Here is a 14,644-nt window from a genome sequence, read left to right on the forward strand (position 1 = left end):
CTGCATTACCGCATGTTTATTCGCATTGTTCTGTATGAAAAATCTGAGAAAACAAGGCAACATCACTTTGCTCTCACGCCTATGCAATTCGCAAACGCACATTGTGTCAGGAACTGACAACATGAACGATTACAGACAAATATTCGTAAAACATCCAATGCTTAATGAAACCGTTAAGACCAAACCTCCTTTGTTTGTCATCGGGAATTTGCGCAGGGTTCTGACATCTTTGCGATACCACTGCGCCATCACCGACAAGAACAATATATGTTTTTTTAGAGTATATGTCAACCGATTAATATATAAATAGCAAGCATTCTGCCAATCACTGTAAATAAGCCATTTTTAACCATGAAATACTATATTTATCGGTTGAAATATGACAATTATTCATTTATGATTATCCTGTTGTATCTATTCACAGATGCATGGAATCCCAGAGCGCACCGCGAATAGACCCAGTACCCAGCAATGTTCAGCAGCACAGTAGCTACAAGACAACAACCGTTCAAGGAGGACATAGATGACCAGTCGTACCTATTATGATGTGACGCAATGGCCAGTCGGAGATCCCTACAAGGATATAGGCCTAGTGATCAACAGCATGATCAAAGACATCAAACGGAATCAGAGCCAAATCGACTTGGATGAAGGAGGGAAACCTGGGGCCACCATATTCATTCCCCCGGGGGATTACCATCTGGAAACACAAGTACTTATTGACATTAGTTATCTCTCTATCGTTGGCTCCGGTCACGGTTTCACATCGTCGAGTATTCGTTTCAATCTTTCACAGGCAAACGAGCAGTCATTACATGAGCTATGGCCCGGAGGAAGCCGAATACTGGTGAACCTCAAACCGAGGAAGGATGATGAAACCTCATCCGCAGCCTTTCTCATCAAAAGGGATGGAAGTCCGCGAATTAGCTCGGTCGAATTTTCCCATTTCTGCATCGATGGTCTGCATTTTGTAGACGACGGGTCGAGTGAGAAGAATCCTGAAAATACCTATATCAATGGGAAAACCGGTATTTATGTAGCATGTGCTCAAGATTCTTTCCGGGTAAATGGCATGGGGCTGGTTTACCTAGAACATGGCATAATCATCAAGCAAGCCGATGCCTTAAGCATCCATGATAATTTCATCGCTGAATGTGGAAACTGCATTGAACTAAGAGATTGGGGACAAGCGTCGAAAATAACCGACAACCTTATCGGCGCAGGCTATAAAGGGTATTCGATCTTCGCTGAGCACTTCGGTGGACTGCTAATTTCCAGCAATAATATATTCCCACGAGGTGCCAGCAGCATCTACTTCAAAAACGTTGTACGCTCAACTATCACCAGCAATAGATTACATTCCTTCTACCCCGGAATGATAGATTTGCGAGACGATTCCTCGGACAATCTGGTAGCCGCAAATCATATCTATCGAGCACATGAACCGTGGCCTCCGATGCAGGACCACGACAACGGACTGAACGATTTGTACGGCATTGTGCGTATTGATGGCAATAACAATTCACTGATTGCCAATCATTTTTCAGATATTTTGGATAGCACCAGCATTAATCCCATTGGCACTACGCCAGTCATCATTCATCTCATCAATGGTTCCGGCAATTACATTGCCAGTAACCATATTGTAGCGACTACAGAAACAGAAAATTCCTTAGAAGAGGAAGAAAAAGACAGCAGTGATTCTTGTTTCTCAACGCAGGTCACAGCGATGCTTTCTGGAGAAGCTGCCAGATCGATCAATTTCCTCGCGGTGCAGGTTGATCCTCCTTCTTCTCATAACATGATTCTCGATACTGGAACCAGTTCCCAGATCAGGATGGACAAAACCAGCAATGCATGCAGGCCATTGCCGGAGCAGCCTGTCTGATCGCGGAATCATTCATGCTCATAAAGTGACGAAATAAGTGACTTACGGTAATCAACCAACTTTCCGGTTTTTTGATATACCAACGTATTATCTGCCTTCCTAAGGGAAGGGGGAGGGGCGAGGAGAGGTCAAACCGGCAGTTGTCTGACTGTCCAGTTGAACAGTTTGCGCAGCTCCGAAGCTACCAGGACCAGGGAGGCCAAAGCGATGCACTCCAGCCAGGCCTGAGGCTGGAGGGGAACGGTGCCGAAAGCCTCACCCAGGAAGGGCACATAGATCACCAGGAGCTGGAGCAGAATCGAGATCCCTATGGCACCCCAGAGCCAGAGGTTGCTGAAGAGCCCCAGGAAGGTCGACTTGCGGGAGGAGCGGGAGGCCAGGGCGTTGAAGAGCTGGGCGAAGACCAGGATGGTGAAGCCCATGGTCCGCGCCTCCCTTATCTGCGCCTCGTGACCGATCGCCTGAACGGATCTGTCGGTGAAGAGGCCGCCGCTCAGGTGCATGTCCATGCCAATCAGGGTGACCACAGCCATGACCAGGCCTATGTAGATGATGTCAACCCACATGTCCCGGTCAATCACTCGGTCATTGACGGATCGGGGCGGGCGGTCCATCAGATCGTCGGTCTGCGGATCCACGCCCATGGCCAGCGCGGGCGCCGCGTCGGTCAGGAGGTTGATCCAGAGCAGCTGGGTGGCCAGCAGCGGCACGGTCACGCCCGCCATGCCGGGCTGCGATATGCCCAGAAGACCAGCGAAGACCACGCCGCCGAAGACCGTGAAGACCTCGCCCATGTTGGAGCTGAGCAGGTAGCGCAGGAACTTGCGAATGTTGTCGAAGATGCCCCGGCCCTCTCGCACGGCCTGGACGATGGTGGCGAAATTGTCGTCCGCCAGGATCATCTTGGCCGATTCCTTGGTGACCTCGGTCCCGGTGATGCCCATGGCCACGCCGATGTCTGCGGTCTTGACAGCAGGGGCATCATTGACGCCGTCGCCGGTCATGGCCACGACCTTGCCCTGGTCCTGGAGCGATTCGACGATCTTCAGCTTGTGCTCGGGGGCCACGCGGGCGTAGACGGAGACCTTGGAGGTGGTCTCCCGAAGCTGGTCCGAGTCCATGGCATCCAGCTGCTCGCCAGTGCAGGCCGGCTGTCCGGGCTTGATGATGCCCAGGTCCCCTGCGATTCTGGCCGCAGTGAGCGGATGGTCGCCGGTGATCATGATCGTTCTGATGCCGGCCTTGTGAGCCTGATCCACCGCATGGCGGACCTCAGTGCGGGGCGGGTCAATAATGCCGACCATGCCCGTCCAGATCAGATTGCTCTCCAGTCGGGTGCTTTCCTGGATCACCTTGTCGGCAGACAAGCGAATTGCAGGAGCATGCTGAGACTTTTCAGGCAACCGGTCCGTCTGATCCGTCCCGACCGTGCTTGACGGCCACTCCCCCGCGTCAGCTTCGGCCAGCGCCGACAGCTCCTGGTCGGATACAGGCCGGAAAGCCTGTCCCAAGGTCCTGTAGGCATCCGCCGAGAGACTGCTGACCTGAGCAAGTATCCTTTCCCGATCGGCACTGGTCATAGGTCTGACCTGGCCGCCATCGAGAATCCGGTCGCATCGGCCAAGCAGCACGTCGGGAGCGCCCTTGCAGAAGAGACGTGATTCCCTTTCGTTGTCATCATTCGGGGCAGCCAGAACCGACATGAGCTTGCGCTCGGACGTGAAAGGAATCTCGGCCAGACGACGGTAGCTATCAGCCTTGGCATCAGCGCCGACTTTACGGGCGGCAACAATCAGCGAAACCTCCGTGGGATCGCCGACGCTCTGCCAGTGACCCTGCCCGGATCCAGACTGGGCCTGGGAATCAGGTTCGGCCTCGACCGGCTGCCAATGCAGGTCTCCGTCGTTGGCGATGGCCCCGACCATCAGGGTCTCTTCCACTGCCTCAGCCAGAGATGAACCAATGGTATCTGTCAGTTGTTGATCATCTGACCCACTGGCCTCGAACGGCTGCATGGTTCCCTCCGGAGCGTACCCGGTGCCAGTGAGCCTGACCTGCCCCGAGGGGACGACCACCCGTTCAACGGTCATTTCATTGCGTGTAAGAGTTCCTGTCTTGTCGGAGCAGATGACTGATGCCGATCCCAGGGTCTCCACCGAGCTGAGCTTCTTGACGATGGCATGATGCTTGGCCATGCGCTGCACGCCCAGGGCGAGAACCACAGTCAGGATGGCCGTCAGCCCCTCCGGCACAGCAGCTACGGCCAGAGATACGGCCATGAGCAGGGAATCAATCAGATCCTGGGTTGTCTGAAAGCCTTCCATCAGGGCCAAAGCAGCCAAAACCAGGGCGGCAATCAAGCAGACGGCCAGTCCGAGGAGCTTGGAGACGCGGGCCATCTCCTTCTGTAGGGGCGTGGGTTCCTCCTGGGTATCAGCCAGCATGTCGGCGATCTTCCCGACCTGGGTGTCCATACCAGTAGAGGTGACGATCATGCGCCCGTTCCCCTGGGTCACTGCGGTGCCGTTGAAGACCATGTTGGTTCTGTCACCCAGAGCCTTGGGCTGGTCAAGCCGACCGGGCCGCTTGCCCACCGGCAGCGACTCGCCGGTCAGCGATGCCTCGGCCACGCGCAGACCCGCGGCCTGGAACAGTCTTCCGTCGGCGCCGACCGAATCGCCTTCAGCCAGGACTACTACATCACCAGGCACGATCCTGCTGGTCTCCAGGCTGACCACCCGGCCGCATCGCAGCACCGAGGCGTGCGGGGCCGTCATGCTCGCCAGAGCATCCACAGCCCGCTCGGCCTTAGCCTCCTGAGCGTACCCCAGGGCGGCATTAAGGATGAGGATGATCATGATGACGATGGCATCAAAGGGCAGGGGCTCCCCGCCTCCTGATGCCGGATGTGAGCGTTCCACCACCCAGGGCACCAACGAAATGGCCGTGGCTGCCAGAAGCAGATAGACCAAGGGGTCCTTGAACTGTTGAAGGAATTCCCTCCATGCAGGAACGGGAGGCGCTCCAGCCAGCTCATTAGGACCGAACCTGTCCAGCCGACGCGCCGCCTCGGCCTCATCCAGGCCCCGGTCGGGGTCCACATTCAGAGCAAGGGCAACCTGATCGACACCTACTATAGAAGGGTCCTTGAGGACGGGGCCATTCACTCTGCGCCTCTGCTCATGGCCCTGCCCTGCAGTCGGGATCACGCCGGTATCTGTCGATTTCTCATGCTTGGGATCGCTGGTCAACCCAGTCATGCCACTCTCCTGCTTATGCCACGGAGTAGTCAACGCTTCAGAGGCCCGTTGGAAGAAATCAGAGGCGGCCAGACCAAAACGCTGCGTGGATGCTTGCCAAGTTGAACCAATAATATACATAAACACGGCCGAAGTCGTCAAGGCCTTTGCTTCAGTATGCATTCTCAGGCCTGTCTCATGACAGAGACGGTATCTTTGCTGCACTTAACTTGGCAGCGCCCTAGTTGCCGAATCCCCCCCCCCAAAAAAAATACTAGATCTTCATTAGAAAAGCTTTAATGAATTTGGGCTCATCTGGCATAAAAACCCTTATCTGCCCTGAGAATCCTATTTAAGACCCTCTTGTGATTATTCGACAGGCTCAGCTGGCGTTATCTGAGCAGTAAATAGTCTTATAGGCCAACCATGGTAGTTCTTGCCAGCCGTCTGCCCTAACGATCCTTTCAGTGGAGACACCATTGGAAATAGCACTAAACACGAGAAAGAGAGGAGAGAGACGGACAAAATGCACAACATTATCGATCTGCAGAATAGTAATATCGCCATGAATGATGAAGCCGCTCATCATAGCGGCGTCAGCATATTTGCATGCCACGGCGGTGGGCATGATAATATCTGGAGTTGATGAACCTGCAGCTAATCCACAAAAATATGCCACTGCGATGACGCATTCATCAAAATGGCATGGGCTGTCATTTTTGCCCTGATGACGGCAGGGACAACAGTCATGTAAGTCTATGGGCGCCATCCTTGTATGGCATCCATAGCAATATTCTGATGAAGATTTATAAGTCGCGAGAACGGCGATGATGGGAGAACGGTGATGAGTGGTGCTTCAGTGAGTTCAAATGGATTGACAATGACGGTGACTCCGAGGAAGGATGATTCGATCACCATCCTCGACCATGTCGACTTCCATGCTGAGCCCGGAAGAATCACGGGGATTGTCGGCCCCTCAGGCAGCGGAAAGTCCACCTTGCTGTACTGCCTTTCGGGGTTGGAACGTGCGACATCCGGAAGCATCTCCCTTCTAGGGCATGACATCACACATATGCGAGCGTCCGCGCTCACTCGGTTTCGGCGTCGACATCTGGGATTCGTGTTTCAATCCTACAACCTGATCACGAGCATGACGGTGGAGGAGAACCTCGCGCTGCCATTCACCCTGCGCGGCCGTCGACTCCCCAAGCAAAAAGCGGATGAGATGTTGCGGTACTTCGGATTGGCAAACGAGAAAAAAAGGAGCGTGACGATGCTCTCAGGCGGAGAGCAGCAACGTGTCGCGCTTGCACGAGTGCTGCTCTCCGATGCAGATATCATTTTCGCCGACGAGCCGACTGGAGCCTTGGATCAGGAATCTGGCGCCAAGGTCATGCAGGTGTTCAAAAGCCTGGCTATGGATGCGGGCAGGACCGTAGTAATAGTGACCCACAGTGGAGAGGTAGCCGGACAGTGCGACCAGATCGTTGAGGTCCGTGATGGCCACGTGCTGAACGCTGATACGGAGAGCGGGGCCCGCATATGAGGGGCGCACTCTCTGATCTGAAAGCAGCCCCGGCCGTATGGGCCGGCGTATGGCTGTCACTAATCGTTTCCCAGACCGCTGTGTGCACTATCGTCGCCGCGCGCAGGGCTATTGATGCCGCTTACCACGGACCGGATGCCGGGTTAGGCGCCAACCTTTCCGGCCCAGCAATGCTGTTCAGCGTGGTCATAGCCGTGTTCGTGATGCTGTGGGTCGTGACCGCCGCTCTGAACCAGCGCAGGCACCAACTAGCATTGCTGGTCCTTCAAGGCGCCACGCCCTGGCAGCTGCTCTTCGGGAATCTGGCTATCATCATCGTCCTATTCATCTTGGCAGCAGTAGCGTCATCCCTCCTGACGCCGCTGGCAGCACCATATCTGTTCGACCTCCTGGCCAGAGCATTCGAGCTGAAACTGACGTATCAAGCAACCCAGCTGCTGGCATCCATCGGCACTGGGTTGGCCATTGCCGGAGTCGCCGTCCTTGCAGGCACAGTGCTGACCGTGCGCACACTATCCAAGATCAGGCCGATAGAGGCGCTTCGGCAGTCACAAACCCCGCCGAGACAAGTGAACGCATTCCGTGTTCTGCTAGGCGCATCGTTGCTCGTGGGAGCGATATGCGCGCTCATCATCCCGGGGACAGCTACACGCAAGATAGACTCTGGCGAGCTCGCCACGCACATTTCCGGCAGGAATCCCATAGAGTCCAGAGTGACAGGATTCATTGGGTTCTCCATGGGAGGCATGTTCCTCCTGATCTTCGCATTGGCTGTTCTGGCTCCCTATGTCATGCACTGGTTCACCAAAGGATGGACGCATCTTCTCCCCCTGCCATTCAGCACCTGGAAACTCGCTAGGCAGCAGGCCGTTGGGAGGATCCAACGACAGAACGCGACCATCATTCCCATGACGGCCGGCTTGTCGTTGCTCATGACTTTCTCTGGTGTGTTGCATACGCTGACCGACAGCCTCAAGAATTTCGCCAGTAACGGCCATTCCATGAACGTGAACCCACACATGCTGACGAACCTGATGGCCATGCTCGGCCCTGCGCTCATCATCGCTTTGGTGGGCGCAATCTCCGGACTGATGATCACCGCACGAGGGCGACGCCTGGATCTGGCGCTGACATACGTATCCGGTGCCAGTACCGGACAGTTGCGCATTTTGGGAGCCCTCGATGGTCTCATTTCGATGGTCACCTCGGTGCTGCTCGCCTTCGTCATCACACTGCTCAGCACCTGCGGCACCGCCTTCATGCTGCAACGATATCTGGGAAGCGCAAAGATAAGCGTTCAATGGGGATATTGGGCGGTCATCGCACTCCTCGCTATTGTCGTAGGCGCCCTCGTCACAGGCGTGCAGGCGCTGTGCGCGCGTTCCGAGGATTCTGTGAGGGTCATATCACGTGCAGTCGGTGAGTAACCACCCCCAACAAAGGACGAAAATGTCGCCACACAAGCGGAATAGTAATGAGAAAACCGCATCTTTGATAGACGTGCCCCGCCTTTTGAAATCCATAAGGGTGTTTTATTCACGGTTAGTCTGCTAAGTATAGCGAGCGCCCTCTTAAATCTGGCTCAGCCACAGCTTGTCAATGTCATTCTTGGACGCGTGCAGCATAACATGCGATCCGCAGTGCCCCTCTAATAGCGTTGGCAGGAGTGTTTCTGTCCGGCGCAGCAATCACTTCTTTTGACGCTTACCTGCTGTTGAACGATATGAGACGGTCTCTAGTAATGCATATTCTGCATTTGCCGTTCAAAGATCTGGACCAGTCGCATACAGGCAACGTAATTTCTATTATTTCATCTGATACAAATGAACTGAAGCGATTGCTGACCGATAATTGCCAGAAGTGTTTGGCACTTTACTGGTGTTCATAGGCGCGTGTGTGGGAATGGTCATAATCAGTCCCGTCATGTTCGTTATCTCTCTTTCGACCTGTCTTGTTACTGTCGGTTTACTGGTAGTCTTATCCGGAAAATTACGAGACTGCTCCAGAGGGGCTCAAACGGCCATAGGAGATATGACGTCTGCAGCCACTGATGCTTTGATGAGTTTGAAAAGGATCAGGGCCTTCAACGCCACGGAGCGTGAGACCAATAAAATCGGCGAGAAGCCAGGCAAGCGTGCACATCCGGTCGTCTAATTTCAAAGAAGCAGTCACTGATATGGCCATCAGGAATGGCCTTAATGCAGTTGTGCCTGATGGTTGTATCGGGAATCGGCGCTTTCCAAGTGGCCAAAGGAGTGATGACTGTTCAGCAACTGGTAACTTCTCTATGTACCTAGAAATGATGCCCACGCCTATGGCGACACTTTCTTCGACATATAGCAGACTGTTCAGAGCGTTGGGCGCGAACTCCAGCATTCAAGCGATAATGAGAATGCCGACCGAAGATGCGACATCAGCATGAGCAGTATCCAGTAGGGTCCAAAGGAAGGTCACCAACTCCGATCAGATTGACATCGATCTTGACCATGCTGATATTCCGTATGATGACGCACGGAACAATCGTGGCGGGCTCCAATTGAATGAAGCGGGCGTGCATATGAAAGGCGGTGTCGTCTACGCGATAGTCGGACCATCCGAAGCGGGCAAATCAACCATGCTGGCCCTTATAAGGGTATTCTATAAGCCAAATCATGGCCATGTTCTCTTTAATGGTATTGATCTTTCAACTCTCAGCTCCTCTTATGTACGTTCTCTGATCGGCTATATAGAACACGATGCCCCCATATATTCCGGTTCTTCCAGAACGAATCTGGCGATGAACAAGAACGGCGTATCCGATGAAGGCTGCTGGAATGCCTTAAATAAGGTGAACCTCACGCCAAAGTGAGAGACACCTTCGATGGATTGGATACCCCAGCAGGCAACGCGGTGTATTGCTGAGTAGCGGTGAACGCTATCGCTTGGCCCTGGCAAGGCTGTTGTCCATAAGGCGGCCGATCATGCTGCTTGACGAAACAACATACCATTTAGACGCTAAAAACGAGGAGCTCGTCGCACAAGTCATTCATGCCAATTCCCCGGAGCAGACAATAGTCATGGCGGCACAGAGAATACAATCAATCGCTTCGTCAAATAGAATCATGGTTTTGGCCAATAGAACTATCAATGGTTTCCTTTGGAAAATATTGTCTGCCAATTCTACTCTCCTATATGTATTGCTGTTAATAAACTTGATACCAATGTGAATAATTTGGCTATATATAAATATGCGCGGAAAATACGATCCACCGGCAGCAAGGTTCTCACCTCAACAAAGGAACAGACGATTCAAACTATCGTCTTGCCCTCTAAAGATATCTTTAATGACATTTATTGGCTGCTTGGTTTCCAGCATGATATGCAGTCATTACTAGACTGACCACGGGATATCTAGCAGTAAAGTTTAGCTGGGAGTACAGCACGTGAACCTTACACAGGGCACGCAGGAATAAATCTTGGAATTGCTCATTGTCAAGACATGACCCTCGCTGTTCCGCACAGTCAATCAGCTATCTGTTTTTTGATGACTATATGATCACGACGATGTTGATCGCCTACGGGCTTAAGGAGCCGGACCGGGCATCAGACCGCTGGTTAATAGCCTAAACGAGACGGAGTAGTCAACGCTTCGAGGGCCTGTTGAAAGAAATCAGAGGCGGCCAAACCAAAACGCTGCGTGGATGTTTACCAAGTTGAACCAAGAATATACATAAATCAGGCTATGCTCGTCAAGTTCTTTGCTTCAGGGCGTATCAGCCGACTTTCCATGCCGATACGCCCGAAGACAGACGACCCTACTTGACCGAGCGGATCAGCATGATGACCGCCGCGCCGATCAGCACCATGACGATGGCCACGGGGAAGATGAACACATACCCGGCACGGATCACCAGGACCGAGACCAGTACTGGGGCGATGACCTGTCCTAGGGTATTGGCCAGGTTCAGGATGCCCAGATCCTTACCAGCTTCGTTCTTGTTCGGCAGCACATCAACATTCAGGGCCTGGTCCACCGAGGTATAGATGCCATTGCCCAAGCCAGCGATGCCCGCGTAGCACATCATGCCCACTGCCGTCGGGAACACCCACGGAAGTGCAATGCCCAGGGCCAGGATGCAGGAGCTGACCGCCACGATGGCCTTGCGACGGCGAAGCTTGTCCGATATGGGACCAGAGATTATCGAAGCAAGGAAAGTGACCACCATCGAAATGACGGACATCGTAGAAATTGTACTGGCCGACTCCGCCACTGAAAGCCCGCAATACTTTTGCAGAATGTAAAGCTGATAAGTAGCGACCATCGACGAACCTATCATCATAAAGAGCCTGCCACCGAGAGCCAGGTAGAAGTCACGACTCCCCTTGGTCGGCGGAGTGAAGGAGACCCGCAGCCGGTGCCAAAGCCCTTGCTTCTGGTTACCCTTTCCATTACGCGCAGCCGTTGCTGCGGCACTTTCAACAGCGGAATGCTCACGCGGCCAAATGATGACGGTGAGAATGCCGGTGACCGCAAACAGGCAGATACCGAGGATGAAGCCCACCTGCATGTGACCAATGAATCGGGCTCCTATCAGGGTGCCTAGGGACTGCCCTACGATGCTACCGCCTCCATAGAAGGCAGAGAAAGTGCCGCGAGTGGACTCGGGTATCCGGTCCGAGAGCACCGCAACAGCCGGCGCAATCATCATGTTGACGCCCACCTGCACCAGGCACCAGCCGGCCACGATGGTAGGAATAGTCACTGCCTGTGCCGTGTAGAGATAGCCCAGCGCAGTGACAATTCCGCCGGCCACAACCCAGGGTGTGCGCTTGCCCAGCCGCGAGTGCGACATATCAGACAGGGCGCCGAATATCACATTGGACACCAAAGCGAATACGCATCCGACTGAATTCATCGTGCCCAGTATGGCCTCGGGAACGCCGATGCCAAGATCCGTGAACCGCTGCGGCAGGAGGACCTGGGAGCCGGAGGTGCCGGCGGTCATCCACAGTACTGAAAACAGGCAGAAGCCTACGCCGAAGCGGATTTTCTCTGCTCGTGTCAGAGGACGACCCGTATCCGGCGCCAATGCATCCGACGACGATGTCGCCTTCTGAACCTGCTCAACCGTATCAACCATTTCACATACTCCAATCCTTTACAGGGGAGCACCATGCTCCATCCGAGCTTCTTTGCTCTTCCGCAGACGTACAGCTGTGTTGTTGCTCCGCTTCTACGAGGATCAGCCACGACAGAATGCGTCATGCATAGCTTTCTGGGCCGACCAGTTCCAAACAGTCAGGACCTGGTCGGCCCAGCAGCAGTCAGCGTTCAACCACCAGATCGTAGGTTCCTGCAGGGTAATCCTTGCTGGATCGTTTGCCAGGGGCTGCAGGGGAACCAATCAGCACCCGCGCCACGGAACCGGCAGGGACGACCAGACGAAGCCTGACCCGGCCATCTTCTTCGAGCCGCCAGGACGATTCAGCCATGCCATGTGGCGTCAGATGGCGTGTCGAGGCTTTCGTCAACCCGCCACCGATTCGAGGATCGACCTCGAAAAGGCTCCACCCTGGTTCGAGAGCTCTTAAACCGCCGATTCGCTCGTGCATCCACTCGGCCACAGACCCCAGGGCATAGTGGTTGAAGGAGGTCATGCCGCCCGGGTTGATGGATCCGTCGGGCTGCATGGAATCCCAGCGCTCCCAAGTGGTCGTTGCTCCCATCTTCACTTGGTAGAGCCAGGAGGGGCACTCGGTCGACAGCAGCAGGGAGTATGCCTCGGCATCATGCCCGGTCTCGCTCAAAGCTGGCAGGACGAATGGAGTGCCGGCGAAACCAGTGGAGACCTTGCCGCCTGATTCGCGCACCAGTTCCGCCAGCCGTTGGCCGGCAGCCTGCTTGAGTCCAGGCTCGGCATCGAACAACCCGAAAGCAATCGAAATCGCATAGGCGCACTGAGTATCGGAGGTCATGCGCATGTCTGGGCCATCGCCGACCACAAACCGGTTCCGATAGCCGGTGACCATCCGCTCATGCAAGGAGCGGTAGTCGGCTGCCTCTGTCGGCTTCCCCAGAGCCTGGGCAATGCGGGAGGCATAGTCAACCGAACGGGCGAAGTAGGCAGTGGCCACCAGCTCCTTCTGTGTCATAGCCTGAGCAGGATCATCCGGCGGAGCGGTGGGATCCAGCCAGTCTCCAAGCTGACCCAGCACATAGTCCGGCCGACGATCCCAGACTCCGTCCGGCGATAGGTAAGCGCGCACTTCGTCTATCCATCCCCGCACCAGATCCCAGGATTCATCCAGAATATGCCGATCACCGCCCTCCATATAGAGGGTCCAAGGGACCGCTACGGCCGCATCTCCCCAGATAGCAATGGCTGACGGCTTGGCCCAGACGCCCAGCGGTACAAAGGGTACGAAGAACGGTATGGTTCCATGAGCCTCCTGCTCAATGCGCACATCCTTCAACCAAGAGGAGAGGAAAGCCTGCACATCGTACAGGTAAGCGGCCGTCGGCGCGAAAAGATCGATATCTCCGGTCCAGCCCATGCGCTCGTCCCGCTGAGGGCAGTCCGTGGGAATGGAGAGGAAATTGGAACGCATGGACCACAGGACGTTGTCGTGGAGCTTGTTCAGAAGCGGATTTGAGCTGTCGAACCAGCCGGTCCGCTCCATGGTGGAGTGGTAGACCCGGCAGTCGATGTCCTCGGCGGTCAGTTCTCCGGGCCAGCCCTCAATGCTGGCATAGCGGAAGGCATGCATGGCGAAGCGTGGCTCCCACCAAGCATCCTGACCATTCGAGATGTACTGGTCATGCTCCTGCCCCCGGCGCAGGGTCCGTGTAGCCAGGGTGCCGTCCTTCTCCAGCACCTCGGCATGGCGGATGGAGATCCGAGCCCCCTCTGCCAACCCATGCATGTGCAGGCGCATCCGCTGACTGCAGTTCTGACCGAAGTCGATCAGCCAGGAGGAGGACTTCCCCGAGCCTCCGGTACGGGTAATGGACACCGGCTGGTTCCGCCCTTGCATGCGTACGGCCTGGAGCTGTGGATTCTCAATCTTCGCCGGATCATAGGAAACCTCAGCCACTGGCCGCCATGCCGAGTCGTCGAAACCCGGACTTGACCAGCCAGGCTCCTCCAACCTGGCATCGTAGGTCTCCCCCTCATACAGGTCCGAGCACACGATCGGCCCCAGAGTGGTTTTCCAGGTGCGGTCCCAGGAGTTGGAGTAGATGTGAGTGATCGAGCCGTCCTCGCCCTCCACCTCCAGCTGGGCGAACATGCCTATCCTGTCGCCATAGAAGTTAGCCATGCCGCCGTCGAACCCCAATCGGCCACGATACCAGCCGTCGCCCAGCCAGAAGCCCATGGCATTAGCACCCTGCGACAACTGCTCTGTCACATCGTAGGTCCAGCACTCCAGACGGCGGCCATAAACAGTCCAGCCAGGCGTAAGCTCGTCTGATCCGACCCGAGCGCCGTTGATTTCAGCCTGGACCAGGCCCAGAGCAGACAGATAAAGCCTGGCGGACCTAGGCGCTGCAGGCAGCTCGAACTCCGCACGCACCAAGGGCAGATGACGATGGTCCGTTTCGGCCTCTGGCCAGGAGGGACCGACGAAGTCGGCGATGCGGTCCGTCACATCCAACCCGACATCAAAGTGGCGCTCCGGCGATGGCGCTCCAAGAGGCGCTCCGTCAGCATTGAGCATGGCAAGTGTCACAAGCGCCCGTTCCCGCGAACGCAGGGGCTCAAAAGGCCAATCCAGAAACATATTGTCGCCTGCGTCGACTTCGGCTTCCTGCTGTACAGGATCACTGCCCGGCATCCTCCTGGTTAGGTTGATCGCTACCTGTGTCCCTTGGGGCGGCTGTTCCGAGTATGTCCAGGAAAGCCTCGGCTTGTGGCTGCCGATCCCCAGTACGTCACCGTGGTAATGCTCCACCTCAGGGGCACTGATGGCGATTGTCTGATCCGTATTCAT

General features: G+C 55.2%; 9 protein-coding genes. 5 read left to right on the forward strand and 4 right to left on the reverse strand.

Translation table 11 applies throughout. The annotated features are described in order from the left end of the window. The first annotated feature begins 523 nt into the window (after positions 1 to 523). Positions 524 to 1,888 (forward strand): NosD domain-containing protein, encoded by a 1,365-nt coding sequence (locus DKK74_RS08050; RefSeq protein WP_110413562.1) that lies wholly within the window; start codon positions 524 to 526, stop codon positions 1,886 to 1,888. A 128-nt stretch (positions 1,889 to 2,016) separates the two neighbouring features. Here DKK74_RS08050 and DKK74_RS08055 read toward each other — a convergent pair whose 3' ends face one another. Further along, positions 2,017 to 5,055, reverse strand: coding sequence for a cation-translocating P-type ATPase (locus DKK74_RS08055; protein ID WP_375537565.1), 3,039 nt, complete (start codon positions 5,053 to 5,055; stop codon positions 2,017 to 2,019). Positions 5,056 to 5,509: 454 nt separating this feature from the next. Beyond that, positions 5,510 to 5,896, reverse strand: coding sequence for a hypothetical protein (locus DKK74_RS08695; RefSeq protein WP_146210561.1), 387 nt, complete (start codon positions 5,894 to 5,896; stop codon positions 5,510 to 5,512). 111 nt (positions 5,897 to 6,007) lie between these two features. Here DKK74_RS08695 and DKK74_RS08065 point away from each other — a divergent pair, with 111 nt between their 5' ends. The 4 genes from DKK74_RS08065 to DKK74_RS08085 all read left to right on the forward strand — a co-directional run bounded on the left by DKK74_RS08065 (position 6,008) and on the right by DKK74_RS08085 (position 9,521). Further along, positions 6,008 to 6,673, forward strand: a complete 666-nt coding sequence (locus DKK74_RS08065; protein ID WP_229281577.1) for an ABC transporter ATP-binding protein — start codon at positions 6,008 to 6,010, stop codon at positions 6,671 to 6,673. Further along, positions 6,670 to 8,100, forward strand: a complete 1,431-nt coding sequence (locus DKK74_RS08070) for an ABC transporter permease (RefSeq protein WP_110413564.1) — start codon at positions 6,670 to 6,672, stop codon at positions 8,098 to 8,100. Before DKK74_RS08065 ends, DKK74_RS08070 begins: the two co-directional genes overlap by 4 nt. Positions 8,101 to 8,533: 433 nt before the next feature. Next, positions 8,534 to 8,827, forward strand: a complete 294-nt coding sequence (locus DKK74_RS08080) for an ABC transporter transmembrane domain-containing protein (protein ID WP_045924970.1) — start codon at positions 8,534 to 8,536, stop codon at positions 8,825 to 8,827. A 397-nt stretch (positions 8,828 to 9,224) separates the two neighbouring features. Then, the gene (locus tag DKK74_RS08085) at positions 9,225 to 9,521 is read left to right on the forward strand and encodes an ATP-binding cassette domain-containing protein (RefSeq protein WP_146210563.1); all 297 of its coding nucleotides are present in this window, start codon (positions 9,225 to 9,227) and stop codon (positions 9,519 to 9,521) included. 946 nt (positions 9,522 to 10,467) lie between these two features. Here DKK74_RS08085 and DKK74_RS08095 read toward each other — a convergent pair. Continuing rightward, the gene (locus DKK74_RS08095; protein WP_045924972.1) at positions 10,468 to 11,793 is read right to left on the reverse strand and encodes an MFS transporter; all 1,326 of its coding nucleotides are present in this window, start codon (positions 11,791 to 11,793) and stop codon (positions 10,468 to 10,470) included. Between the two features lie 184 nt (positions 11,794 to 11,977). Beyond that, positions 11,978 to 14,644, reverse strand: a complete 2,667-nt coding sequence (locus tag DKK74_RS08100; RefSeq protein ID WP_045924973.1) for an alpha-L-rhamnosidase — start codon at positions 14,642 to 14,644, stop codon at positions 11,978 to 11,980.

Source organism: Bifidobacterium asteroides (assembly GCF_003202755.1).
Lineage (GTDB): Bacteria > Actinomycetota > Actinomycetes > Actinomycetales > Bifidobacteriaceae > Bombiscardovia > Bombiscardovia asteroides_F.